This window comes from Rhodococcus sp. GQ147 (assembly GCF_059759155.1).
This window is the reverse complement of the sequence record NZ_JCAXDU010000014.1, coordinates 70795-95567: the sequence shown is the minus strand read 5'-3', so window position 1 is coordinate 95567 and position 24773 is coordinate 70795. Positions and strand designations below refer to the sequence as shown.

The window sequence follows — 24773 nt, the reverse complement described above, 5'->3', positions numbered from 1 at the left end:
CAGAAGACGGACACGCGCGGCGCGCTGATCGGGCGCATCGTGCCGGACGGCGTCGCTGCAGCCGAGTTGTTCGAGGACCCACCGGGACTGCGGCCGCATCCCCAGGAGGAGCCGCTCGTGGCGCGGGCCGTGGAGAAGCGGCGCCGCGAGTTCGCCGGTGCCCGTCATTGCGCCCGCCAGGCCATGCGCACCCTCGGCGTCGACCCCGCGCCGGTACTGCGCGGAGAGATGGGCGATCCCGTCTGGCCTCGCGGCGTCGTCGGCAGCCTCACCCACTGCGACGGCTATCGCGGTGCCGTGCTGGGCTATTCGCTGCAGATCCGATCGCTCGGCATCGACGCCGAACCGCACGACGTGCTCCCCGACGGGGTGCTGCCCGCGGTGAGCCTCGAACCCGAACGCGAGTGGCTCGCCTCGGCCGGCGACGACCTGCACTGGGACCGTCTGCTGTTCTGCGCCAAGGAGGCCACCTACAAGGCGTGGTTCCCGCTGACGAAGAGGTGGCTGGGCTTCGAGGACGCCCACATCACCTTCGAGCGCGACACCACCTCGGACGTGGTCACCGGCACCTTCCACTCGCGACTGCTCGTCCCCGGCGACACCCTCGACGGGCAGCCGCTGACGGGCTTCGACGGACGGTGGCTCATCGCCGACGGTCTCGTCCTCACCGCGATCACGGTGCGCTGATGAACGACGCCGCACCCCCGCAGGAACATCCGGCACTCGCCCGCGCAGGCCTGCTCGTCGTCGACAAGCCGGCCGGCATGACAAGCCACGACGTGGTGGCGCGCTGCCGCCGACTGCTCGGCACCCGCAAGGTCGGGCACGCGGGCACTCTCGACCCCATGGCGACGGGCGTGCTCGTCCTCGGCGTCGAGCGCGCCACCAAGCTGCTCGGGCTGCTCGCACTGACGACCAAGTCGTACACCGCGACGATCCGTCTCGGGCAGAGCACCGTCACGGACGACGCGGAAGGCGAGACCGTCGCGACCACCGATGCGACGCACGTGACCGACGAGCAGATCGGCGAGGGCGTGGCCGCGCTGACAGGCGACATCCAGCAGGTGCCCGCCAGCGTCAGCGCCATCAAGATCGACGGCAAGCGCGCCTACGCCCGCATGCGCGAGGGGGAGGCGGTCGAGTTGAAGGCCCGGCCGGTCACGGTCTCGCGGTTCGACGTCCTCGCCCGCCGCGATGTGCCCGGGAGCGGCTTCGTGGACGTCGACGTCGACGTGGACTGCTCGTCCGGCACCTACATTCGGGCGCTCGCACGCGATCTCGGCGCGGCCCTCGGAGTGGGCGGTCATCTCACGGCGCTGCGTCGCACGAAGGTCGGCCCGTTCGGCCTCGAACATGCCCGCACGCTCGAACAGCTCGCCGACGACCCGACGCCGAGCCTCGACATCGACGCGGCCGTGCGCACGGCCTTCGAGTGCCGCACCATCAGCGACGAGGAGGTGGGGCTGCTCGCGAACGGGCGCTGGCTAGAGCCCGTCGGGATCCACGGCGTCTACGGCGCCGTGGATGCGCAGGGTCGGGCTGCAGCGCTGCTGCAGGAGAAGGGCAAGCGGGCTGCGGCGGTGTTCGTGGTGCGCCCCTCCAACATGTGAGCGGGCTCGGACGGGCCGGATCGCAGCCGGCTCAGACGAGCCAGATCGCTTCCGCCGCCGGGTGACCGAGATCGATCGTGCGGCCCTCGGTCCGGCCCAACCGGACCGAGATGGTTCCGGCGAAGTCGCGACGTTCGAGCACGGTGATGTCGGTGTCGAGGGCGATCCCGACCTCGTCGAAGTAGCGCAGCATCGCGGGGTCGGAGTCGGAGATGCGGGCCACGCGGCCGTGGTCGCCGTCGTTGAACTCGCTCAGGGCGCGGGCGGGTGGTGACGGGATCGTGCCGTCGGGCGCCGGGATCGGGTCGCCGTGCGGGTCGCGTTCGGGATGACCGAGTTTGGTGTCGATCGCTGCGACCATCCGTTCGGAGACGGCGTGCTCGAGGATCTCGGCCTCGTCGTGCACTTCGTCCCACCCGTAGCCGAGCTCGCGGACCAGGAAGGTCTCGATGAGGCGGTGGCGCCGGACCATCGCCACGGCGGCCTGCCGGCCCTCGTCGGTGAGGGAGATCGCGCCGTAGCGCTCGTGGTCGACGAGTCCCTGGTCCGCGAGGCGGCGTACCGCTTCGGACACCGTGGACGCCGACACGCCCAGCTTCTCGGCGAGCAGCTTGGTGGAGATCTTCTCCCCGGACCACTCCTGGACCGTCCACATGATCTTGAGATAGTCCTGTGCGACCGAGGACAGCAGCTCGGTCGCGGTGGTCTCGTTACTCTCAGGCACGCGTCCAGCTTAGGTAACCGTCACCCGGGAATCACGCTCTCCGTCGGCTCGCTGGTCCTTTCGCCCTCCGGCGCGCGGCGACGCATCACGAGCCGGGTGACGACACCCTGACGCGGAGCGAACAGGTACGCGAGGGTGAAGACCACGGCCTGGGCGAGCACCACCACGCCGCCGGTCGCGGCGTCGGTGTAGTAGCTCGTGTACACACCGACCACCGAGGCGATCACTGCGAGTACCGGTGCGATCACCAGCATCCGGGCCATCCGGTCGGTGAGCAGATAGGCGGTCGCGCCGGGGATGATGAGCATCGCGACGACGAGGATCACGCCGACCGCCTGGAGCGCGCTGACGATCGTCACCGCGAGCAGCGACAACAGCAACGCCGACAGCGCGGCGGGGGACAGGCCGAGGGTGTGCGCCTGGACGCGGTCGAAGGCGAACAGCGTCAGATCGCGGCGCTTCGCGACGAGGACGGCCAGCACGACGGCCGCCAGGATCGACACCTGCCAGACGTCGCCCGTCGCGAGCCCGAGCAGGTTTCCGAACAGCACGTGGTGCAGGTCGATCTGGCTCGGGTTCTTCGAGATCAGCACCACGCCCAGGGCGAACAGTGTCGTGAAGACGATGCCGATGGTGGCGTCCTCCTTGACGCGGCTCGTGCCGCGGACGAGCCAGATCAACGCGACGGCGATGCCGGCGAAGACGAGGGCTCCGAGCGCGAACGGCACCCCCACCAGATAGGCGAGGACGACACCGGGCAGCACGGCGTGCGAGACCGCGTCGCCCATCAGCGACCAGCCGATGAGCACGAGCCAGCAGCTGAGCAGCGCGCACACGATCGTCGCGGCGACCGCGACGAGCAGCGCGCGCTGCATGAAGCCGTACTGCAGGGGTTCGATCAGCACGTCGATCATCGTCCGGCCTCCTGTGCGTATGTCTCCCGTGCGACGTCCTCGGCTCGTCCACCGTTCGCAGGTGGGGGAGCGCCGAAGGCGCGGGCGAGGTTCTCCGGGAGGAGGACCTCCTCGGGGGAGCCGTGCACGAGCACGCGCCGCTGCAGCAGTACCGCCTCGTCGCACAGTTGCGCCAGACCTGCAAGATCGTGGGTGGCGACGAGGATCGCGTGGCCGCTCGCCGCCAGTTCGCGGATGACGCCGGTCAGCGCGTGCTCGGTGGTGGTGTCGACCCCCGCGAACGGCTCGTCGAGCAGCAGCAGCGGCGAGCCCTGCGCGATCGCCCGTGCCACGAAGACACGCTTGCGCTGGCCGCCCGAAAGCTGCCCGATCTGCCGGCCGGACAACGCGGTCATGCCCACGCGTTCGAGCGCGGCGTCGACGGCCTCGTGGTCGGCGGGGCGCGGGCGGCGCAGGAAGCCCTGGTGGCCGTAGCGGGCCGTCATGACGACGTCGCGCACGCCGATCGGGAAGTTCCAGTCGACGGCCTCGGACTGCGGCACGTAGGCGACCTGCGTGCGGCGACGCGCCACGGCGGTGGTCGTCCCGCCGATGGTGACGCGACCCGAGGTGGGTCGCACGAGACCCATGATCGTCTTGAACAGCGTCGACTTACCCGAGCCGTTGGTTCCCACGAGTCCGCAGACGCGGCCGGGTGCGAGTTTCAGGGTGACGTTCTGCAGGGCCAGGACGGTGTCGTAGCGCACCGTCACGTCGTCGACGAACAGTGCCGGTGTGTCGAGTGTCGAAGTCATGGCCTCAGTCCCGTCGTGATGACGTCGATGTCGTGTCGGAGCAGATCGAGGTAGGTGGGGACGGGACCGTCCGCCTCGGAGAGCGAATCGACGTAGAGGATTCCGCCGAATTCCGTTCCGGTATCGGCCGCGACCTGCCGTTGCGCCTTGTCCGAGACGGTCGATTCGCAGAACACCGCCGGAACCTCGTTGGTGCGCACGAAATCGACGGTCCGGGCGATCTGCTGCGGGGTGCCCTGCTGGTCGGAGTTCACCGGCCACAGATAGGCCTCCTGCAGCCCGGCGTCGCGCGCGAGATAGCTGAACGCGCCCTCACAGGTGACGAGTGCGCGCCGGTCGGCGGGCACGCTGTCGAGGGCGGTGACGAGTTCGGTGTGGAGACCGTCGAGTTCGGCCTTGTACGCCTCGGCGCGGGCCGCGAAGTCGTCCGCGTGCTCGGGGGCGAGGTCGGCCAGTGCCGCGGCGATGTTGTCGACGTAGACGCGGGCGGCGAGCGGGGACATCCAGGCGTGGGGGTTGTAGGGACCCGTCGTCGCGCCCCCACCGATCGGCAGTGGGTCCACACCCTCGCTCACGACCACGTGCTCGGCGTCGACATCGGCGACGAACTGTTCGAACCACCGCTCGAGACCGAGTCCGTTGTCGAGGACGAGGTCGGCCTCGGTCGCGAACCGCAGGTCGCCCGGCGTGGGCTCGTAGCCGTGGACCTCGGCGCCGGGCTTGGTGATGGACTCGACCCGCACGTGGTCGCCGCCGACGTTGCGCGCCATGTCGGCGAGGACGGTGAAGGTGGTCAGGACCAGGGGCCGATCGTCGGCGGAACCGGTGGTCGAACATGCCGCGAGGGCGGCGGCGCAGGCCGTGGCCGCGAAGGCGGCGATCATGCGACCGGCACGGAAGGATACGGACCGTGTTCTGTGGGCTCTCGACGAAAAGTTCGGCACACCGAAATTATGCATTCGCCGAGCCGTCACCGTCATGTGGGGCGCTCCGGGAGCCATCCGGGCGTGCCCGACCCGCTCACGGGCCGTAGGCTGCCGATGTGCAGAGATGGCGAGGTCTGGACGAAATTCCTGCGGACTGGGGTCGGTGTGTACTCACGATCGGCGTGTTCGACGGCGTACACCGCGGCCATCAGCAGCTCATAGCGCGTGCCGTCGAGGCCGCGCGGGCACGCGGTGTGGCCGCCGTGCTCATGACCTTCGATCCCCACCCCATGGAAGTGGTCCGCCCGGGCAGCCACCCGGCGCAGCTGACCACCCTCGCGCGACGCGCCGAGCTCGCCGAGGAACTCGGTATCGACGTTTTCTGCGTCATGCCGTTCACCCCGGAATTCATGAAGCTCTCGCCGGAGCGGTACGCCCACGAGATCCTCGTCGAGCGACTGCACGTGGCCGAGGTGGTCGTGGGGGAGAACTTCACCTTCGGAAAGAAGGCGGCCGGCACCGTCGACATGCTGCGCTCGATCGGTGAGCGTTTCGGGTTCGCGGTGCAGGGGCTCACGCTGGTCGCCGAGCACGCCGTGACGTTCTCGTCGACCTACATTCGTTCGTGCGTCGACGCCGGGGACGTCGTTGCGGCCGCGGACGCACTCGGTCGCCCGCACCGGGTCGAAGGCGTGGTCGTGCACGGCGACGGTCGCGGTCGAGGACTCGGATTCCCGACCGCCAACGTCGCACCGCCGATCTACGCGGCGATCCCCGCCGACGGCGTGTACGCGGCCTGGTTCACGGTGCTCGACTCCGGTTCTCCCGTCGAGGGACTCACAGCTGGTAAGCGCTACCTCGCAGCCGTGTCGGTGGGCACCAATCCGACCTTCTCCGGACGCAAGCGCACGGTGGAGGCGTTCGTCCTCGACGAGAAGGCCGATCTCTACGGCCAGCACGTGGCGGTCGACTTCGTCGAGCGGCTGCGGGGCATGGAGAAGTTCGATTCCGTGGAAGCGTTGATCTCCGCGATGCACCGCGACGCCGAACGGGCGCGAGATGTTCTCACGAAGACTCCCCAGTGACACCGACTCCGAGTGACACCGACTCTCGAATGACGTGGGTGTCCGTCGACCGTCCGGTGTCGTCCGAACGAACGAAACTGCGAGTTCGGTACGAAAAAACGTCTTGTCCGCCGTCTTCTCCGAGGACCGGGGGCGCACCCCGGACCGCGAGTCGATTCTGTCGTTCTTCGCCTCCCGCATGCACCTGGTCAGTGCTCTGGCACGTCGGATCGCCGACGCGCCGGGCTCACTGGACTATCCCTACTGGGTGAAGGCCGACCTCGCCGTCGACGACGGTGTCGCTCGCGATGGAGCGCTACTACCGCGAGCGCGGGGAGGATCTGCCCTCGGAGTACGCGGCGGTGCCCGTGGCGCTCGGCGGTCACCGTCCTGGCCCCGGCGCGGGACGACCTCCGTCCCGACCGCGACATCGACCGGTACGTCGAGTTGCTCGACCAGGTTTTCGCCGAGGTGTCGGCCGCGGTGGGCCGCGCGGGTGCCGGCCGGCGCTGAACCCGATCGTGGTTCGGCGGCAGAAGTCGGCTCTGATAGGCTGGACCGTCGGTGCGCGCTGCGGTTCGCGGTGGCCGTACCGGGCGGACTCCGGTCCGTCTACCGTCACGCGGACGTCAGTTGTACAGGAGTGACCCAGTGGCTCTGACCACCGAACAGAAGAAGCAGATCCTCGGCGAGTACGGCCTCCACGAGACCGACACCGGCTCCCCCGAGGCGCAGGTGGCACTGCTCACCAAGCGCATCGTGGACCTCACCGAGCACCTCAAGCAGCACAAGCACGACCACCACTCCCGCCGCGGCCTGCTGCTGCTGGTCGGTCGTCGTCGCCGCCTGCTGAAGTACGTCGAGAAGGTCGACGTCGAGCGTTACCGCTCGCTCATCCAGCGTCTGGGTCTGCGTCGCTGACGCGGACAGGACACGACCTGATCTGCATTCGCTGATCTTTTCCGGCAGCCGACGGGGTACCCACTACACTGGGCCTCGTTGGCTGTCGGTGTTTGTGCCGGTTCGGCCGGCGACTTCCATCGCCTCCAATGGTGATGATCCGTATGCACCGACGGTGTCGGTCCTCGGTAGTGACCTTCCGGTCCCGTCGGGTGTCGTATCCCGAATCCGCCGGAGGGTTTCGATCGACGACCGCCTCCGTGAGTCGGTGCGCAGCCGTGGCCACGGGGGTCGCGGCGCCCGCGCGGGTACGGCGAAGACGAAGAGGGAAGAGAAGACATACAGATGACAAGCACTACCGCAGTCGAGATCGACGAAGGGGTCTACGAGACCACCGCAACGCTCGACAACGGTGCCTACGGCACCCGCACCATCCGTTTCGAGACCGGCCGCCTCGCACGCCAGGCCGCCGGTTCGGTCGTCGCCTATCTCGACGACGAGACCATGCTGCTCTCGGCCACCAGCGCCTCGAAGCAGCCCAAGGACCAGTTCGACTTCTTCCCGTTGACGGTGGACGTCGAGGAGCGCATGTACGCCGCGGGTCGCATCCCCGGCTCGTTCTTCCGTCGTGAGGGACGCCCCTCCACCGACGCGATCCTGACCTGCCGTCTGATCGACCGGCCGCTGCGCCCGTCCTTCGTCGACGGTCTGCGCAACGAGATCCAGGTCGTCGTCACGGTTCTGAGCCTGAACCCGAACGACCTCTACGACGTCGTCGCGATCAACGCCGCGTCGGCCTCCACCCAGCTCGCCGGCCTGCCGTTCTCCGGCCCGGTCGGTGGCGTGCGTGTCGCGCTCATCGTCTCCGACGACAACAAGTCGGGCCAGTGGGTCGCGTTCCCGACCGTCGAGCAGCTCGAGAACGCCGTCTTCGACATGGTCGTCGCCGGTCGCATTGTCGGTGGGGCGGACAACCCCGACACCGCGGACGTCGCGATCATGATGGTCGAGGCCGAGGCGACCGAGAACGTCATCGCGCTCGTCGACGGTGGCGCCCAGGCGCCCACCGAGTCCGTCGTGGCCGAGGGCCTCGAGGCGGCGAAGCCGTTCATCGCCCGCCTGTGCATCGCGCAGCAGCAGCTCGCCGCCGCCTCCGCGAAGCCCACCGGTGAGTTCCCGCTGTTCCCGCCCTACCAGGACGACGTCTACACCGCGGTCGAGTCCGCCGCGTCGGAGAAGCTCGCCGAGGCGCTCACCATCGCCGGCAAGCAGGAGCGCGACGACCGCACCGACGAGATCAAGGTCGAGGTGCTCGAGCAGGTCGCTCCGAACTTCGAGGGTCGCGAGAAGGAGATCGGCGCTGCCTTCCGCTCATTGACCAAGAAGCTCGTGCGCCAGCGCATCCTGCGCGACCAGTTCCGCATCGACGGCCGCGGTGTCACCGACATCCGTGCCCTCTCCGCCGAGGTCGCGGTCGTTCCCCGCGCCCACGGTTCGGCGCTGTTCGAGCGCGGCGAGACCCAGATCATGGGTGTCACCACGCTCGACATGGTGAAGATGGCGCAGCAGGTCGACTCGCTCGGTCCCGAGACCAGCAAGCGCTACATGCACCACTACAACTTCCCGCCGTACTCCACCGGTGAGACCGGTCGTGTCGGCTCGCCGAAGCGTCGCGAGATCGGCCACGGTGCCCTCGCAGAGCGCGCGCTCATCCCGGTTCTGCCGAGCCAGGAGGAGTTCCCCTACGCCATCCGTCAGGTCTCCGAGGCCCTCGGCTCGAACGGCTCGACGTCCATGGGTTCGGTCTGCGCCTCGACGCTATCGATGCTCAACGCCGGTGTGCCGCTCAAGGCCCCGGTCGCCGGTATCGCCATGGGCCTGGTCTCCGACGAGGTCGAGCTCGAGGACGGCACCCGCGAGACCCGCTACGTCGCCCTCACCGACATCCTCGGTGCGGAGGACGCGTTCGGCGACATGGACTTCAAGGTCGCCGGCACGAAGGACTTCGTGACCGCCCTGCAGCTCGACACCAAGCTCGACGGTATCCCGTCGCAGGTCCTCGCCGGTGCGCTCTCGCAGGCCCACGATGCCCGCGCCACGATCCTCGAGGTCATGGCCGAGGCCATCGACACGCCCGACGAGATGAGCGAATTCGCTCCGCGAATCACCACCATCAAGGTCCCGGTGGACAAGATCGGTGAGGTCATCGGCCCCAAGGGCAAGATGATCAACTCGATCACCGAGGAGACCGGCGCCAACATCTCCATCGAAGATGACGGCACCGTCTACGTCGGTGCAGCGGACGGCCCGTCCGCGCAGGCCGCGATCGACAAGATCAACGCCATCGCCAACCCGCAGCTGCCGAAGGTCGGCGAGCGCTTCCTCGGCACCGTGGTCAAGACCACGGCGTTCGGAGCGTTCGTCTCCCTGCTCCCCGGCCGCGACGGCCTGGTGCACATCAGCAAGCTCGGCAACGGCAAGCGCATCGCCAAGGTCGAGGACGTCGTGAACGTCGGTTCGAAGATCCGCGTCGAGATCGCCGACATCGACAACCGCGGCAAGATCAGCCTCGTCCCCGTCGAGGACGAGTCGGCCGAGGCCGCTGCGACCGGCGAGAACGCCGAGTCCTGATCACCCACCCGCCTGCCGGTTCCCGGTGGGCGCGTGAACCCCGCACCCGTGGTGCCCGACATCCGGTCGGGCACCACGGGTGCGTCGTTTCCGGCAGACCATGGTTACCGGGGTGCAACGGCCGGACGTCATCCGGGTGAGGTTCCGCCGAACCGGGTCCGGACCGCGCCCGGGAATGGTTCCCTGAGTATGTGAGAACGGACACGCAGGCGGATCTCGGGAGGTTGCGCGGAGCGAATCTGGCTCTGGCAACCTGGGTGTCCGCCATCAACTTCTGGGCCTGGAACATGATCGGGCCGCTGTCGACGACCTACGCCACCGACATGTCGCTCAGCAGCACGGAAGCGTCGATGCTGGTGGCCACGCCGATCCTCGTGGGCTCCCTCGGTCGCATCGCGGTCGGGGCGATGACGGACCGGTACGGCGGACGGGCGATGTTCATCGCCGTCTCGCTGTCGTCGATCGTTCCCGTCGTCGCGGTCGGATTCGCCGCCGAGGCCGGCTCCTATCCGTTGCTCCTGGTCTGCGGGTTCTTCCTCGGCATCGCCGGCACGATCTTCGCGGTCGGGATCCCGTTCGCCAACAACTGGTACGAACCCGCCCGCCGCGGCTTCGCGACCGGCGTGTTCGGGGCGGGCATGGTGGGCACGGCCCTGTCGGCCTTCTTCACCCCGCGTTTCGTGAACTGGTTCGGGCTGGTGCCCACCCACATCGTCGTGGCGGCCGCCCTCGCCGTGACCGCCGTGGTGTGCATCCTGATGATGCGCAATGCTCCCGATTTCCGTCCCAACACCGACCCGGTGCTGCCCAAACTGACAGCCGCGGCGAAACTCGGTGTGACCTGGGAGATGTCGTTCCTGTACGCGGTCGTGTTCGGCGGATTCGTGGCGTTCAGCAACTATCTGCCCACCTACATCAAGACGATCTACGGCTTCTCCGCCGTCGACGCCGGTACGCGCACGGCGGGTTTCGCGCTCGCCGCGGTCCTCGCCCGGCCCGTGGGCGGAGCGCTGTCGGACCGGGTGCCGCCGAAATACGTGGTCCTGGCCTCGTTCACCGGCACCGCCGTGATGGCGGTGATCGCGACCTTCCAGCCCCCGCCCGACCTGTGGTCGGCGCTGACGTTCATCACAATGGCGATCTTCCTCGGCATCGGCACCGGCGGTGTCTTCGCGTGGGTGGCGCGCCGCGCCCCGGCGCACACAGTGGGCAGTGTCACCGGCATCGTCGCCGCTGCCGGTGGGCTCGGCGGCTACTTCCCGCCACTGGTGATGGGCGCGACCTACGACGCCGAAGGCAACGACTACACCGTCGGTCTGCTCCTGCTCGCGGCGACGGCACTGGTGTGCCTGTTCTACACCGCATTTCGGCTGCACGCCCACGAACCGCCCCCTGTCGCACGATCCGGAACCCGCGACGTACGTGAGGAGAAGCCGTGACGGACACCGCCGGAGTCGGGAACCGGATCGAGGAACTGCTCGTGCGCAGCGGACGGTTCTTCACCTCCGGCGAGCAGTCCGACGACACACGCACGGTCACGCGGCGCGGTGGCCGCGAGGGCGACATCTTCTACCGGGACCGCTGGAGCCACGACAAGGTCGTCCGCTCGACCCACGGGGTGAACTGCACCGGCTCGTGCTCGTGGAAGATCTACGTCAAGGACGGCATCATCACCTGGGAGACCCAGGAAACCGACTATCCGACAGTCGGTCCCGACCGTCCCGAGTACGAACCGCGCGGATGCCCGCGCGGCGCGGCCTTCTCCTGGTACACCTACTCGCCGACGCGCGTGCGCTATCCGTACGCGCGCGGGCTGCTCGTCGAGATGTACCGGGAGGCGCGGCAGCGACTCGGCGATCCGGTGCTCGCCTGGGCCGACGTCCAGAACGATCCCGAACGGCGCCGCCGCTACCAGCGTGCCCGCGGCAAGGGCGGACTGGTGCGCGTCACGTGGGCCGAGGCCACCGAGATGATCGCCGCCGCGCACGTCCACACCATCAAGGAGTACGGACCCGACCGGGTGGCCGGCTTCTCGCCGATCCCCGCCATGTCGATGGTCTCCTTCGCCGCCGGATCCCGGTTCGTCGAACTGCTCGGCGGCGTGATGACGTCGTTCTACGACTGGTACGCCGACCTACCGGTGGCGTCGCCGCAGGTCTTCGGCGATCAGACCGACGTACCCGAGTCCGGGGACTGGTGGGACGCCTCCTACCTGATGATGTGGGGTTCGAACGTGCCCGTCACCCGCACCCCGGACGCGCACTGGATGACGGAGGTCCGCTACCGCGGCACCAAGGTCGTCTCGGTGAGTCCGGACTACGCCGACAACACCAAGTTCGCCGACGAGTGGATGGCGTGCGCGGCCGGTACCGACGGTGCCCTGGCGATGGCGATGGGCCACGTGCTCCTCACCGAGTTCTATGTGCGGCAGCGCGTGCCGTTCTTCGTCGACTACGTGCGCCGGTACACCGACCTGCCCTTCCTCGTGCGGGTCGAGGAACGCGACGGAAGGCTCGTGCCGGGCAAGAACCTCACCGCCGCCGATCTCGGGCACAGCGTCGAGAACGCGGCCTTCAAACCGGTCTTCGTCGACGGTGCGACCGACACCGTCGTCGTACCGCCGGGCTCCCTCGGCTTCCGCTACGGCGACGACGGCATCGGAAAGTGGAATCTCGAACTCGGCGACCTCGTCCCGACATTGACGGTCGCGCCCGGCGGCGGGGGAGCGGGCGAGACCGCGGCGGTGTACCTGCCGAGCTTCGACACCATCGACGGGCACGGTGAAAGCATCGAACGGGGCGTGCCGGTCCGTCGGATCGGGGACCACCTCGTGTGCACCGTCTTCGACCTGATGCTCGCGCAGTACGGGGTGAACCGTCCGGAGCTCGACCTGCCCGGGCAGTGGCCGAGCGGGTACGACGACCCGGGCTCGCCGTACACCCCGGCCTGGCAGGAGGCCCTCACCGGGGTGCCCGCGGCCCAGGCGATCCGGATCGCGACGGAGTTCGCCCGCAACGCCGAGGAGTCGGGCGGGCGTTCGATGATCATCATGGGGGCCGGCATCTGCCAGTGGTTCCATGGCGACGCGACCTATCGCGCCGTACTTGCGCTGCTCATGCTCACCGGCTGCATGGGACGCAACGGAGGCGGGTGGGCGCACTACGTCGGCCAGGAGAAGTGCCGTCCCGTCACGGGATGGGCGGCCATGGCGATGGGGACGGACTGGTCTCGCCCACCTCGCCAGATGGCCGGCACCTCCTACTGGTACGTGCACACCGACCAGTGGCGCTACGACGGTTACCGTGCCGACGCGCTGGCCAGTCCGCTGGGACGAGGTCGTTTCCGCGACAAGCACACGATGGACGTCATGGCGTCCGCGGTCGCCATGGGCTGGACACCCTTCTATCCCCAGTTCGACCGCAACACCCACGAGATTGCCGAACAGGCACGGGCGGCGGGACGGGAGATCCCGCAGCACGTCGCGCAGCAACTCGCCTCGGGTGAACTGAAACTGTCGGTGACCGACCCCGACGACCCGCGGAACTGGCCGCGCGTGCTCAGCGTGTGGCGGTCGAACCTGCTCGGCTCGTCCAGCAAGGGCAACGAGTATTTCCTGCGGCACCTGCTCGGCACCGATTCCAACGTGCAGGCCGAGCCGACCGCCCCCGGCCTGCGGCCCGGTGAGGTGGCGTGGCCCGACGACCTGCCCGAAGGAAAACTCGACCTGCTCATGTCGATCGACTTCCGCATGACCTCGACAACGTTGTTCTCCGACATCGTCCTGCCCGCCGCGACCTGGTACGAGAAGGGCGACCTGTCGAGCACCGACATGCACCCCTACATCCACGCCTTCACCGCAGCGGTCGATCCGCCCTGGGAAACCCGTTCGGACTACGACGCTTTCGGCGCCATCGCGCAGACCTTCAGCACCCTCGCCCGGACCCACCTGGGAACCCGCACCGACATCGTGATGGGGACACTGCAGCACGACACGCCCGCAGCGATGGCGTATCCGTCCGGCACCGAGCGGGACTGGCGCTCGACCGGCGAGGTGCCGGTTCCGGGGAGGACGATGGGTCCGCTCACCGTCGTCGAACGGGACTACGGTGCGATCGCGGAGAAGTGGGCGACGCTCGGTCCGCTCGTCGAGTCCCTCGGGTTGAACACCAAGGGCGTCGTGACCCGGCCGGACCGTGAGGTCGCCGAACTGGCACAGAGATTCGGCGTGATGGATTCCGGTGCCGGACAGGGACGTCCGGCGATCACCACCGCCGAACGCATGGCCGACACGATCCTCGCGCTGTCGGGCACGTCCAACGGCAGGCTCGCCGTCGAGGGTTTCCGTGAACTGGAGAAACGCACCGGACGGCGACTCGTGCACCTCGCGGAGGGCAGCGAGGAACGGCGGATCACCTACGCCGACACCCAGGCCCGTCCCGTACCGGTCATCACGAGCCCGGAATGGTCGGGGAGCGAAACGGGAGGTCGCCGGTACGCGCCGTTCACGATGAACATCGAGGAGCTGAAACCGTTCCACACGTTGACGGGCCGGATGCACTTCTACGTCGACCACGACTGGCTCGAAGAGCTCGGGGAGCAGCTCCCGGTCTACCGGCCCCCACTCGACATGTCGCGGTTGTTCGGCGAACAGGCGGTCGGCTCCGGCGACGGTGTCGGTCTGACGGTGAGATACCTGACCCCGCACTCGAAGTGGTCGATCCACTCGGAATATCAGGACAACCTGTTCATGCTGTCGCTGTCCCGGGGCGGGCCGACGATGTGGATGTCGCCGGCCGACGCCGCAAAGATCTCGGTGAGCGACAACGACTGGGTCGAGGCCGTCAACCGCAACGGTGTCGTGGTGTGCCGGGCGATCGTCTCGCACCGAATGCCCGAAGGGGTGGTGTTCGTCTACCACGCCCAGGACCGCGTCATCGACGTCCCGCGCAGCGAGACCACCGGACGCCGCGGCGGCATCCACAATTCGCTGACCCGCATCCTCATCAAGCCGAGCCACCTGGCCGGTGGATACGCGCAGACGGCCTACGCGTTCAACTATCTCGGCCCGACGGGCAACCAGCGCGACGAGGTGACGATCGTGCGTCGCCGATCCCAGGAGGTCGTCTACTGATGCGTGAGCAGGAAGCGAGGCGATCGTGAAGGTCATGGCACAACTCGCGATGGTGATGAACCTCGACAAGTGCATTGGATGCCACACCTGCTCGGTGACCTGCAAACAGGCGTGGACCAACCGGTCGGGCACCGAGTACGTGTGGTTCAACAACGTCGAAACCCGCCCGGGCCAGGGCTATCCGCGCACCTACGAGGACCAGGAACGCTGGCGCGGTGGCTGGGTCCGGGATACCAAGGGACGGCTGCGTCTCCGCGACGGTGGACGCCTCGCGAAACTCGCCCGCATCTTCTCGAACCCGAAGATGCCGTCGATCCACGACTACTACGAACCGTGGACCTACGACTACGACAACCTGACGAACGCCCCGCTCGGCGACCACGTCCCGGTGGCCTCGCCGCGCAGCCTCATCTCCGGTGAACCGATGAAGGTGGAATGGTCGGCGAACTGGGACGACAACCTCGGTGGCTCACCGGCGATCGTGCCCGACGACCCGATCCTGAAGAAGGTCGGCGACCGGATCAAGCTCGAGTTCGAGCAGACCTTCATGTTCTACCTGCCGCGGATCTGTGAGCACTGCCTCAACCCGTCGTGTGTGGCGTCGTGTCCGTCCGGCGCGATGTACAAGCGGTCGGAGGACGGCATCGTCCTCGTCGACCAGGACCGGTGCCGCGGCTGGCGGATGTGCGTGTCCGGATGCCCGTACAAGAAGGTGTACTTCAACCACAAGACCGGGAAGGCCGAGAAGTGCACCTTCTGCTACCCGCGGGTCGAGGTGGGGCTGCCGACCGTGTGTTCGGAGACGTGCGTGGGCAGGCTCCGGTACATCGGTCTGGTCCTCTACGACGTCGATCGGGTCCTGGAGGCGGCATCGGTGGAGAACGACACCGACCTGTACGAGGCGCAACGCGGCCTGCTGCTCGACCCCCGTGACCCCGAGGTGATCGCCGGCGCCCGCGCCGAGGGCATCTCCGACGAGTGGATCGAGGCCGCGCAACGGTCCCCGGTCTACGACCTGATCAGCACGTACCGGGTCGCGTTGCCGCTGCATCCGGAATACCGGACGATGCCGATGGTCTGGTACGTGCCACCGCTGTCACCGGTCGTCGACGCCGTCAGCCGGGAGGGACACGACGGCGAGGACATCGGCAACCTGTTCGGCGCCCTCGACGCCCTGCGCATCCCCATCGCGTACCTCGCGGAACTGTTCACCGCCGGGGACACCGCGACGGTCGAGGCGGTGTTGCGACGACTCGCCGCGATGCGCTCCTACATGCGCGACATCAATCTCGGCCGCGAGACCCGCCCCGAGATCCCCGAGGCCGTCGGCATGACCGAGGAACGGATCTACGAGATGTACCGGCTCCTCGCGCTCGCCAAGTACGACGAGCGGTACGTCATCCCGACCGCCTACGCGGCCGAAGGGCATCGGCTCGAGGAGTCGGCGACGGACTGCGCGCTGTCCTACGAAGGTGGCCCCGGCATGTACGAGTCGGGTCCGTTCGGGGAGGCCAGCGGCGTCCCGGTCCCGGTGGCGGTCGAGACCTTCCACGCCCTCGCACAGCGGCAGACCAGTGATGGGATGGCGGCGAACGCGTCGAACCCGTCGCGGGTGAACCTCCTGAACTGGGACGGCAAGGGCGTACCGACGGGCATGTTCCCGGGCGGTCACGACACGAGGGGGGAGAAGCAATGAGACTGCTGCGTCCACGGCGCGCCGGCGTCGATCGCGCCCTGCACCGTCGCCTCGTCCGTCAGGCCGCGTCGCTGCTGCTCGCCTATCCCGACGCCGGACACGCCGGACGGCTGGACGTCGCCGGGCAGCTCGTCGACCACATCACCGGTCCCGAGCAGGACATGCTGGGGACGGCGATCCGCGCACTGGACGAACCGGATCTGCTCGTCCTGGCCCAGCGGTACGTCGAGACCTTCGACCTGCGGCGACGCTCGACGATGTACCTGACCTACTGGACCGCGGGCGACACCCGGAATCGCGGCGCCGAGATGCACGCCTTCGCGAGTGCCTACCGCGCCGCGGGCGTCGAGCCGCCCGCCCACGAATCACCCGACCATCTGCCGGTCGTCCTCGAATTCGCGGCCACCGTGGATCCCGCCGCGGGCGAGGAACTCCTCACCCGGTATCGGGTGGCCCTCGACGTGCTGCACACCTCCCTGCACGAGGCCGGCTCGCCGTACGCGCAGGTCGTCGCAGCCGTGTGCGCGACGCTCCCGCCGGTCACCGACCGGGACGAGGAACGGGCCCGGCGCCTCGCGCAGGCGGGACCGCCCCGCGAGTCGATCGGTCTGCAGCCCTTCACCCTGACGGTGCCGCCCCGGCGAGGAGTTCCGGAATCATGAGTGCAGGAGAGATCTTCTGGGACGTGGTGCCGTACGTGACGCTCGCGATCGTCGCGGTGGGGACCTGGTGGCGGTACCGATACGACAAGTTCGGATGGACCACCCGTTCGTCCCAGCTGTACGAGGCGCGGTTGCTGCGCATCGCGAGCCCCATGTTCCACTTCGGGATCCTGGTCGTGATCGTCGGCCACGTCATCGGCCTGGTGATCCCGCAGTCGTGGACCGACGCCGTGGGATTGAGTCAGCACGCCTATCACGTGCAGGCCATCACGCTCGGCACGATCGCGGGTGTCTCGACGCTCGTCGGCATCTCCCTGCTCGTGTATCGCCGTCGCACCAGCGGTCCCGTCTTCAGCGCCACCACTCTCAACGACAAGGTCATGTATGTCGTGCTCGTCGCCGCGATCGTGGCGGGTCTCGCCACCACGCTGATGGGGTCGGGTGTCGTGGGCGAGGAACACAACTACCGGGAGACCGTCTCGCCGTGGTTCCGGTCGATCTGGGTCCTGCAACCCCGCGGCGACCTGATGGTGGAGGCGCCGTTCAGCTTCCAGCTGCACGCGCTGATCGGCCTCGTGCTCTTCGCGATATGGCCGTTCACCCGCCTAGTCCACGCCTTCAGTGCCCCCGTCGGATACCTGTTCCGGCCGTACATCGTCTACCGCAGCCGCGAGGAGGCACGTCCCGGCCGGCTCGTGGGTTCGCAACCGCAACGACGGGGGTGGTGAGCGCGACCGATGGTGGGGGACAGTCCCGGTGTACTGTGAAATGTTCCGCGCCCTCCGACCTTGTCAGGACCACCGAAGATCCCCATGGCTTCCAGTTCCCACGTGAAGAACGACGCTTCGACCCCCGCACCCGTCGCGGCCACCGGCGTCCGCCGCTCGGTCCTTCCCGGGGGAGTGCGGGTCGTCACCGAGCACGTCCCGGGAGTGCGCTCGGCGGCCGTCGGCGTGTGGGTCGGTGTCGGATCCCGCGACGAACAACCGTCGGTCGCAGGTGCCGCCCACTTCCTCGAGCACCTGCTGTTCAAGGCGACCCCGACGCGTACCGCTCTCGACATCGCCGAGACGATGGACGGGATCGGGGGAGAGCTCAACGCGTTCACCAGCAAGGAACACACCTGCTTCTACGCGCACGTCCTCGACGACGACCTGCCGATCGCCGTCGACGTCGTCGCAGACGTCGTCCTGCGCGGCCGGTGCCTGAGCGCGGACGTCGACGTCGAGCGTCAGGTGGTGCTCGAGGAGATCGCGATGCGCGACGACGATCCGGAGGATCTGCTCGGCGACTCGCTGCTCACCGCGCTGTACGGCGATCACCCCATCGGCCGGCCGATCATCGGATCCGTCGAGTCGATCGAGTCCATGACCCGGACCCAGTTGCACTCGTTCCATGTGCGCCGCTACACCCCGCCGCGGATGGTCGTCGCGGTCGCCGGCAACGTCGACCACGCGCACACAGTCGAACTGGTCCGCCGCGCCTTCGCCGGTCACCTGGACGACGCGGCCACCCCCGCGCCCTGCCGCGACGGACGGCTCGAACTGCGCACTGCACCGACGATGAGCATCGTCGAGCGCGACAACGAGCAGGCGCACCTGACGCTCGGCGTGCGGTCCTTCGGTCGGCACGACGGGCGTCGCTGGGCGCTGTCGGTGCTCAACGCAGCCGTCGGCGGTGGGCTGAGTTCGCGCCTGTTCCAGGAGGTGCGCGAGAAGCGGGGCCTGGCCTACTCGGTGTACTCCGGCACCGACACCTTCGCCGACACCGGCGCCTTCTCCGTGTACGCGGGCTGCCAGCCCAACAATCTCGGTGAGGTCGCCGCGGTGGTCCGTGAGGTGCTCACCGACGTGGCCGAACACGGCATCACCGACGCGGAATGCGCTCGCGCAAAGGGGTCGCTGCGCGGCGGTCTCGTGCTCGGACTCGAGGACACCGGGGCGCGCATGCACCGGATCGGCCGCAGCGAACTGAGCTACGGGCAGCACTGGGGCATCACTGAGACCCTCGAACGCATCTCGTCGGTGTCCACCGAGGAGGTGCGCAGCGTGGCAGCCGACCTGCTGCACCGGCCGTTCGCGGTCGCCGTCGCCGGCCCCTACCGGCGCACGCGTGATCTTCCGGCGTCGGTGCGCGCGCTCGTGTCCTGAATCGTCCTCAGCTGAGCCAGTCGGCTCCGGAGGCGTCCGATGTCGTGCGCGACGGGTCCGGTTCTGGCGGCGAGTTCCGACGCCGCGACCTCCGAGACGAACACGACCCGCACGTCGCGGTCGTGGAGCACATCCACGAGATTGGCGAACCGCTGCGCGGGTTCGCGACCCACGGTCGTCAGATCCGGGATCTTGTCGACGACCCAGAACAAGTGGTCCGCCGCGAGCGCCAGATAGTCGGCCGGCGCCGTGGTGTGCCCGCAGAGATCGCCGAAGTCGAACCAGAGACAGTCCTTCTCGGCCCGTAGAGCGCGGAGCGGACGTCCCGCCGGGCGCAGGACCCGATGTTCGGCCGGTGTCGGCCGCTCGAGACCGAGTCGTCGTAGCTGCAGGTCGGACGGGGAGACGGCCCAGATCCCCGACGCGAAGCCCCGCGCACGGTCGGAATCGAGCCGGTGATCGCGCGGACCGTCCAGAGCGACGACCGTCGCGCACCGCTCGACGAGCTCGATGGTCGGGACGAAACCGTCGTGGAAGAGCGGGTTGGGGAGCAGGTCGCGGGGAGGATAGTTCGAGGTCAGGACGAGACGCGTGCGGCGAGCGACCAGAGCGGGGAGCAACCGGGCGACGAACGTGCCGTCCGCCGGGTCGTGGACGTGGAACTCGTCGAAGCACACGAGCTCGGCGCGGCCGATCAGGTGATCGAGTGCGGCGTCGAGATCGAAGCGGTGCCGTCGCAGCTCGACGTGCAGGTCGCGGAAGAACTCGTGGAAGTGGACGCGCAGCTTGTTCCGTCCGGGATAGGCCGAGAAGTACACGTCGGCGAGCCAGCTCTTGCCGCGTCCGGGTGGGCCCCACAGGTAGACGTTCGGGCGCTCGGGATGACACAGCTGTTCGACAGCGTCGTGTTGCGCGGGATCGAGCACGAACCCCCGGCTGCGCGAGGCGTCCTCGAAGACCGTGCGGGGGACGGGGTTCGACGAGGCGGTGTTCGGCGACATGCGGTTTCTGCGTCGGCGCAACCTCACGGCCGTTACTCTATCATCGTAGAGTGACGACTTCACCCGAACGTCCCTCCCGGCGCACGGCCATCAGCGATGCCGCCCTCGAACTCGCCGCCCGCGGTGGCAACCACGCGGTGACGCACACGGGCGTCGACGTGCACCTCGGCCTGCCGAAGGGATCGACCTCCTACTACTTCCGAACCCGCCACGCGCTCGTCTCGGCTGCGATCACCCGCCTCGCCGAACGGTCGCGCGCGGATTTCGCCGCGCTGTTCGACGACACGACCGGCGACCCGAGCCCTCCTGCCGACCTGATCGCGCGCTATCTCGAACGCCTGCTCACTGTGCGTCGCACCGATGTGCTGGCTCGCTACGCGCTCGCGCCCGACGCGCGCCTCGAACCGGAGGCTGCCGAGGCGCTCGCGGCCTGCATGTTCTCGATCTCCGCGGCCACCGATCTCGTGCGGGAGCTCGGTGCGCCGGACTCCGAGACCGCGGGGCGCGATCTGGTGACCCTGCTCGAAGGAGTTCTGTTCGACCGCACCCACGGCGCTCGTGCCCACACATCCTCGGATTCGGACACGGCGTGCGTCGACGAGATCCGTTCGGCGGTCGCTCTGTGGCTCGACGCGCTCTGCGCGCAGCAGTAGGTGGCGTTCGACCCGCTCGGGACGTCTACGGGTGGTTGCGTAGGATTTCCGGGGGAGACGGCAACGAAAGGGCGTGACGACGCAAGTGGATGCAACAAAGGTTCGGGTGGGTGTACTCGGTGCTGCCGGCAAGGTCGGCCAGGCGATCTGCGCCGCCGTCGACGCCGCGTCCGATCTCGAGCTCGTCGCCACCGTCGACAAGGGCGACAGCCTCGACGCCTTCGTGAACTCGCAGACCCAGGTGGTCGTCGACTTCACCCACCCCGACGTCGTCATGGACAACCTGCACTTCCTCGTCGAGAACGGCATCCACGCCGTGGTCGGAACCACCGGCTTCGACGACGAGCGCCTCGACCGGGTGCGGAGCTGGCTCGCGGATCGTCCCGAGGTGGGCGTGCTCATCGCGCCGAACTTCGCGATCGGTGCCGTGCTGTCGATGCGCTTCGCTCAGGCCGCCGCCCGGTTCTTCGATTCCGTCGAGGTGATCGAGCTGCACCATCCGAACAAGGCCGACGCCCCGTCCGGCACCGCCTACCGCACCGCCCGTCTGATCGCGCAGGCCCGCGCCGAGGCCGGTGTGGCTCCGAGCCCGGACGCCACCACCACCGAACTCGACGGTGCGCGCGGCGGTGACGTCGACGGTGTCCGCGTGCACTCCGTGCGTCTCGCCGGCCTCGTCGCTCACCAGGAGGTGCTGCTCGGCACCCAGGGCGAGACCCTCACCATTCGGCACGACTCGATCGACCGTTCCTCCTTCGCTCCCGGCGTGCTGCTCGGTGTGCGGGAGATCGGTAAGCGACCGGGTCTGACCGTCGGAATCGATCCCCTCCTCGACCTGTGAGAACCGGCTCGCTCAAGGTCCTCGTCCCCATTGCGTTCATCGTGGTGGCGCTGGGGTTCTACTTCGTTCTGCTCGGCTCCACCGGCCTGGAACTGGTCCGGTCCGGTGAGGTCGCGGCGATCGGTCTCGGGATCGGCATCCTCATTCTCCCGATCGTGGGAGCCTGGATCGTCTACGCGACCCTCCGCGCAGGGCTGCAGCATCAGCACCTCGCGCGGCGGATCCACGACGAAGGCCTCGAACTCGACGTCGACGACCTGCCCCGCATGCCGTCGGGGCGGGTCGAGCGGGACGCCGCCGACGAACTGTTCGCGACCGTGAAGCAGGAATGGGAAGCCGACCCCGACAACTGGCGCAACTCCTACCGGCTCGCACGCGCCTACGACTATGCGGGCGACCGCAGTCGTGCGCGGGAGACGATGCGCCGAGCCGTTGCGCTCGAGAAGCTCGAACGGGACGGCCACGCCGGTTCCTGAACCGGCGAGCGGCTTTGACAACCTCGAGATGGTGCAGCAGCCTGCTGATGTGACGGACGAGGCTGTGGAAGACCGGGCAGGGGCGGGCGAGGCAGGGCGCGAGGACGGATCCCGCACAGTGCTGGTGGTGCATCACACCCCCTCGCCGCCGACTCGCGAGATCCTCGAAGCCGTCCTGGAGGGAGCGCGGGACCCGGAGATCACGGGTGTCACCGTCCGGGTGGTCCCCGCGCTGGGCGCCACGGTGCCCGATGTGCTGGCCGCCGACGGCTTCCTGTTCGGCACGACAGCCAATTTCGGTTACATGTCGGGTGCGCTCAAGCACTTCTTCGACACGGTCTACTACCCGTGTCTCGATGCCGTGGCCGGCCGTCCCTACGGTCTGTGGGTGCACGGGAACAACGACACCGCCGGCGCTGTGGCGTCGGTTCGGCGCTTGACCACCGGGTTGGGTCTCGTGCAGGCTGCTGCCGATCTCGAGATCACCGGACCGGTCGACGCGAAGGTACGCGAGCAGTGCTACGAGCTCGGCGCCATCGTCGCGGCGACCGCGGCCGGTGACATCTGACGTCAGCGGAAGTTCTTCTCCGTGAACGACTTGAGGCCCTTTCCGGCGGTTTCGAGGGCCATCTTCTCGGCGCGCCGCACGAGGAATCCGGGGATGGGGACCTTCGGATCGATGGTCAGTGAGAACTCGGCCGTCGTGCCGGATCCCTTGGCGGTGAGGGTGTAGGCGCCGTCCTGCTGGCGCTGCTGGCTGCTCTCCACCAGGGTCCACGACATCGACCCGTCGCCGTTCCAGGAGTACTCGACGACCTGCTCGTCGGTGATGCCGACGATCGAGACGGTCATCCGTACGCGGTGGGGTCGTCCGTCGGGGTGGGTGGACTCGACGGTGACGGACTTGTGGGTCGACGACCACTCGGGCAGGCGTTCGACCGCGGCGAGCGCGGCCATCACCTGCTCCGGGGTTGCGTCGATGTCGAAACTCCTGGTGCTGCTGACTGCCATGCGCCCTCCGCGTCGCCCGATTGTGTGCGTCGGCACTCTATCGTGCGGTGAGGTGCCTTACGCGTCGCTGCGCGGGTTCGTGTCGTCGGGGCCCGCAGTGTCGTTGCGGCCGGCGGCGTCGTCCGGGCCCGCGGTGTCGCTCGGGTCGGACGGCTGCGGCTCGGTGGGTGCGGGCGGGGTGGGCTTCGCCCAGCCACCCTGACGGCGCCATTCGTCGGCGCGGCGCTGATAGCGCATCTGCTCCCGTAGGGCGCCCTGTACCGCCTGCGCCATCCAGGAGTTGAGTGACACTCCGCTCTGCTGCGCCGCTTCCTCGGCCTTGGTCTTGATCTGTTCGACGAGGCGCAGGGTGACCCGGCTGATGTCGCCCGTCATCTCCTCGAAGGACGGCGTCGGATCCTCGTGCGGGGGAGCGGGTTCGCTGTGGACGGCGAGGACGGCATCGGTGCCGTCGAGGCGCACCGTGACGGTGCGGTCGCCGAGTTCGTCGCTGATCTCGTTGGCCATGTCGGACAGTGCTGCCAGGACCGCGAGGCGGACGGGTGCGGCGATGGCGGTCGCGAGGGCTGCGGCGGTGCGTCGGGTCTGCTCGTCGCCGAGTTCGGCTGCGGAGATCACGGAGTCCGTGATGGCGGACGTGTACTTGTCGATGTCCATGACGCCAGTGTGACGTCACCGATGATGTCACGCAAGGTGTCATCGTGATGTCATCGATCGTCGCAGGTCGAGGCGCGTTAGTGTGCGGACGGAAGAGACGGCGCGTCCGGAGGATGCGCGACGACCGAGGCGAGGAGGAGACGATGGCGCCCGAACCCGCCGTTCCGAAGGTCCGGCTCATCGCCACGACGGAGTTCCACGTCCCCGACGACGTCGACTGGGACACCGACGCCGAGGGCGGCGAAGCGCTCGTCGAGTTCGCCGGTCGCGCCTGCTACCAGAGCTGGTCCAAGCCCAACCCCCGCACCGCGACGAACGGCGGATATCTCCGTCACCTGCTCACCGTGGGGCACCTGTCCGTTCTCGAACACGCGACGGCGACCTTCTACATCACCGGCATCTCCCGTTCGTGCACGCACGAGCTGATCCGGCACCGGCACTTCTCGTTCTCGCAGCTGTCGCAGCGTTTCGTCGCCGACGGTGAGGTGCCCGTGGTGGTTCCGCCCGCGATTGCGGGCGATGCCGAACTCGAGGAGTTGTTCTTCGCGGCCGCGGAGCGCAGCCGCGAGGCGTATGTGGCGCTGTTGGCGGCGCTCGACGAGAAGCTCTCGCATCTTCCCGCCGGTCCGTTGCGCGCCAAGCAGGTCCGGGAGGCCGCCCGGGCGGTGCTCCCCAACGCCACGGAGACCCGCATCGTCGTCACCGGAAACTACCGATCGTGGCGTCACTTCGTCGCCATGCGCGCGACCGAACATGCCGACGTCGAGATCCGGCGTCTCGCCGTCGAATGTGTGCGTCAGCTCGCGGATGCCGCACCGAACGCGTTCTCGGACTTCGCGATCACGAAGCTGGCCGACGGCAGCGAGATCGCAGCTCCCACGCTTGCGACCGACCTCTGATCGACCACCACACCGATCTGTGATCCGTCTTCG

Annotated in this window: 23 protein-coding genes; 16 read left to right on the top strand and 7 right to left on the bottom strand. The window is 68.5% G+C overall.

The annotated features are described in order from the left end of the window. Window positions 1-24 precede the first annotated feature (24 nt). Together npt and truB are read left to right on the top strand one after the other, a co-directional pair. The gene (npt, locus tag AC6CID_RS16770) at window positions 25-687 is read left to right on the top strand and encodes a 4'-phosphopantetheinyl transferase Npt (RefSeq protein ID WP_033096709.1); all 663 of its coding nucleotides are present in this window, start codon (window positions 25-27) and stop codon (window positions 685-687) included. Beyond that, a complete protein-coding gene (gene truB / locus AC6CID_RS16765) occupies window positions 687-1610 on the top strand; it encodes a tRNA pseudouridine(55) synthase TruB (protein WP_019289147.1) in 924 nt (307 codons plus the stop codon). Before npt ends, truB begins: the two co-directional genes overlap by 1 nt. A gap of 31 nt (window positions 1611-1641) precedes the next feature. On the opposite strand, the gene AC6CID_RS16760 is transcribed toward truB, so the two are convergent. The 4 genes from AC6CID_RS16760 to AC6CID_RS16745 are packed head-to-tail and all read right to left on the bottom strand — an operon-like array spanning window position 1642 to window position 4926. Further along, window positions 1642-2334 (bottom strand): metal-dependent transcriptional regulator, encoded by a 693-nt coding sequence (locus AC6CID_RS16760; RefSeq protein ID WP_006551268.1) that lies wholly within the window; start codon window positions 2332-2334, stop codon window positions 1642-1644. Between the two features lie 20 nt (window positions 2335-2354). After that, entirely contained in the window at window positions 2355-3248 is an 894-nt protein-coding gene (locus AC6CID_RS16755; RefSeq protein WP_006551267.1) for a metal ABC transporter permease, read from the bottom strand. After that, entirely contained in the window at window positions 3245-4042 is a 798-nt protein-coding gene (locus tag AC6CID_RS16750; protein WP_220665891.1) for a metal ABC transporter ATP-binding protein, read from the bottom strand. Before AC6CID_RS16750 ends, AC6CID_RS16755 begins: the two co-directional genes overlap by 4 nt. Next, the gene (locus AC6CID_RS16745; RefSeq protein WP_498354216.1) at window positions 4039-4926 is read right to left on the bottom strand and encodes a metal ABC transporter substrate-binding protein; all 888 of its coding nucleotides are present in this window, start codon (window positions 4924-4926) and stop codon (window positions 4039-4041) included. The genes AC6CID_RS16750 and AC6CID_RS16745 overlap by 4 nt, the downstream gene beginning before the upstream one ends. A gap of 158 nt (window positions 4927-5084) precedes the next feature. Between AC6CID_RS16745 and AC6CID_RS16740 the strand changes: the two genes are divergently transcribed. From AC6CID_RS16740 to AC6CID_RS16700, 9 genes are all read left to right on the top strand, one after another. Continuing rightward, entirely contained in the window at window positions 5085-6053 is a 969-nt protein-coding gene (locus AC6CID_RS16740) for a bifunctional riboflavin kinase/FAD synthetase (protein ID WP_498354215.1), read from the top strand. A 630-nt stretch (window positions 6054-6683) separates the two neighbouring features. Then, window positions 6684-6953 (top strand): 30S ribosomal protein S15, encoded by a 270-nt coding sequence (rpsO, locus tag AC6CID_RS16735; protein WP_006551263.1) that lies wholly within the window; start codon window positions 6684-6686, stop codon window positions 6951-6953. Window positions 6954-7277: 324 nt separating this feature from the next. Then, window positions 7278-9563, top strand: a complete 2286-nt coding sequence (locus AC6CID_RS16730) for a polyribonucleotide nucleotidyltransferase (RefSeq protein ID WP_160875925.1) — start codon at window positions 7278-7280, stop codon at window positions 9561-9563. A 191-nt stretch (window positions 9564-9754) separates the two neighbouring features. After that, a complete protein-coding gene (locus AC6CID_RS16725; protein ID WP_160875927.1) occupies window positions 9755-11002 on the top strand; it encodes a nitrate/nitrite transporter in 1248 nt (415 codons plus the stop codon). Next, the gene (locus tag AC6CID_RS16720) at window positions 10999-14694 is read left to right on the top strand and encodes a nitrate reductase subunit alpha (protein ID WP_498354214.1); all 3696 of its coding nucleotides are present in this window, start codon (window positions 10999-11001) and stop codon (window positions 14692-14694) included. Before AC6CID_RS16725 ends, AC6CID_RS16720 begins: the two co-directional genes overlap by 4 nt. 25 nt (window positions 14695-14719) lie before the next feature. Continuing rightward, window positions 14720-16390 carry a nitrate reductase subunit beta gene (gene narH, locus AC6CID_RS16715; RefSeq protein WP_006551259.1) on the top strand — a complete coding sequence of 557 codons (1671 nt, stop codon included), beginning with the start codon at window positions 14720-14722 and terminating at the stop codon, window positions 16388-16390. Next, window positions 16387-17052 (top strand): nitrate reductase molybdenum cofactor assembly chaperone, encoded by a 666-nt coding sequence (gene narJ / locus AC6CID_RS16710; RefSeq protein ID WP_006551258.1) that lies wholly within the window; start codon window positions 16387-16389, stop codon window positions 17050-17052. Before narH ends, narJ begins: the two co-directional genes overlap by 4 nt. Continuing rightward, on the top strand, window positions 17049-17780 hold the full coding sequence (gene narI / locus AC6CID_RS16705; protein WP_064060418.1) for a respiratory nitrate reductase subunit gamma: 732 nt from the start codon (window positions 17049-17051) through the stop codon (window positions 17778-17780). The genes narJ and narI overlap by 4 nt, the downstream gene beginning before the upstream one ends. An 84-nt stretch (window positions 17781-17864) precedes the next feature. Next, entirely contained in the window at window positions 17865-19202 is a 1338-nt protein-coding gene (locus AC6CID_RS16700; protein ID WP_498354213.1) for a M16 family metallopeptidase, read from the top strand. Here the strand turns inward: AC6CID_RS16700 and zapE are convergent. After that, window positions 19151-20203: a cell division protein ZapE gene (gene zapE / locus AC6CID_RS16695; protein WP_498354225.1), complete on the bottom strand. Its 1053-nt coding sequence runs from the start codon at window positions 20201-20203 to the stop codon at window positions 19151-19153. The genes AC6CID_RS16700 and zapE overlap by 52 nt on opposite strands. Window positions 20204-20253: 50 nt before the next feature. Between zapE and AC6CID_RS16690 the strand changes: the two genes are divergently transcribed. The 4 genes from AC6CID_RS16690 to AC6CID_RS16675 all read left to right on the top strand — a co-directional run bounded on the left by AC6CID_RS16690 (window position 20254) and on the right by AC6CID_RS16675 (window position 22741). Continuing rightward, the gene (locus AC6CID_RS16690) at window positions 20254-20856 is read left to right on the top strand and encodes a TetR/AcrR family transcriptional regulator (protein ID WP_498354212.1); all 603 of its coding nucleotides are present in this window, start codon (window positions 20254-20256) and stop codon (window positions 20854-20856) included. An 85-nt stretch (window positions 20857-20941) separates the two neighbouring features. Next, the gene (gene dapB, locus AC6CID_RS16685) at window positions 20942-21697 is read left to right on the top strand and encodes a 4-hydroxy-tetrahydrodipicolinate reductase (RefSeq protein WP_170318494.1); all 756 of its coding nucleotides are present in this window, start codon (window positions 20942-20944) and stop codon (window positions 21695-21697) included. Further along, entirely contained in the window at window positions 21694-22173 is a 480-nt protein-coding gene (locus tag AC6CID_RS16680; protein ID WP_039587008.1) for a hypothetical protein, read from the top strand. Before dapB ends, AC6CID_RS16680 begins: the two co-directional genes overlap by 4 nt. Before the next feature lie 64 nt (window positions 22174-22237). Beyond that, window positions 22238-22741 carry a flavodoxin family protein gene (locus tag AC6CID_RS16675; protein ID WP_051424906.1) on the top strand — a complete coding sequence of 168 codons (504 nt, stop codon included), beginning with the start codon at window positions 22238-22240 and terminating at the stop codon, window positions 22739-22741. 2 nt (window positions 22742-22743) lie between these two features. Here the strand turns inward: AC6CID_RS16675 and AC6CID_RS16670 are convergent, their stop codons facing one another. Further along, window positions 22744-23184, bottom strand: coding sequence for an SRPBCC family protein (locus tag AC6CID_RS16670; RefSeq protein ID WP_006551250.1), 441 nt, complete (start codon window positions 23182-23184; stop codon window positions 22744-22746). Between the two features lie 57 nt (window positions 23185-23241). Continuing rightward, on the bottom strand, window positions 23242-23841 hold the full coding sequence (locus tag AC6CID_RS16665; protein ID WP_006551249.1) for a hypothetical protein: 600 nt from the start codon (window positions 23839-23841) through the stop codon (window positions 23242-23244). 143 nt (window positions 23842-23984) lie between these two features. Between AC6CID_RS16665 and thyX the strand changes: the two genes are divergently transcribed. After that, window positions 23985-24740: an FAD-dependent thymidylate synthase gene (gene thyX / locus AC6CID_RS16660; protein ID WP_024100675.1), complete on the top strand. Its 756-nt coding sequence runs from the start codon at window positions 23985-23987 to the stop codon at window positions 24738-24740. The last annotated feature ends 33 nt before the right edge of the window (window positions 24741-24773 follow it).

Bases quoted from the DNA above. Each gene is read 5' to 3' on its own strand.
- AC6CID_RS16730 (WP_160875925.1), top strand. From the start codon at position 7,278: ATGACAAGCACTACCGCAGTCGAGATCGACGAAGGGGTCTACGAGACC.
- AC6CID_RS16750 (WP_220665891.1), bottom strand. From the start codon at position 4,042: ATGACTTCGACACTCGACACACCGGCACTGTTCGTCGACGACGTGACG.
- zapE (WP_498354225.1), bottom strand. From the start codon at position 20,203: ATGTCGCCGAACACCGCCTCGTCGAACCCCGTCCCCCGCACGGTCTTC.
- AC6CID_RS16745 (WP_498354216.1), bottom strand. From the start codon at position 4,926: ATGATCGCCGCCTTCGCGGCCACGGCCTGCGCCGCCGCCCTCGCGGCA.
- narJ (WP_006551258.1), top strand. From the start codon at position 16,387: ATGAGACTGCTGCGTCCACGGCGCGCCGGCGTCGATCGCGCCCTGCAC.
- truB (WP_019289147.1), top strand. From the start codon at position 687: ATGAACGACGCCGCACCCCCGCAGGAACATCCGGCACTCGCCCGCGCA.
- thyX (WP_024100675.1), top strand. From the start codon at position 23,985: ATGGCGCCCGAACCCGCCGTTCCGAAGGTCCGGCTCATCGCCACGACG.
- AC6CID_RS16755 (WP_006551267.1), bottom strand. From the start codon at position 3,248: ATGATCGACGTGCTGATCGAACCCCTGCAGTACGGCTTCATGCAGCGC.
- narI (WP_064060418.1), top strand. From the start codon at position 17,049: ATGAGTGCAGGAGAGATCTTCTGGGACGTGGTGCCGTACGTGACGCTC.
- AC6CID_RS16665 (WP_006551249.1), bottom strand. From the start codon at position 23,841: ATGGACATCGACAAGTACACGTCCGCCATCACGGACTCCGTGATCTCC.
- AC6CID_RS16700 (WP_498354213.1), top strand. From the start codon at position 17,865: ATGGCTTCCAGTTCCCACGTGAAGAACGACGCTTCGACCCCCGCACCC.
- AC6CID_RS16670 (WP_006551250.1), bottom strand. From the start codon at position 23,184: ATGGCAGTCAGCAGCACCAGGAGTTTCGACATCGACGCAACCCCGGAG.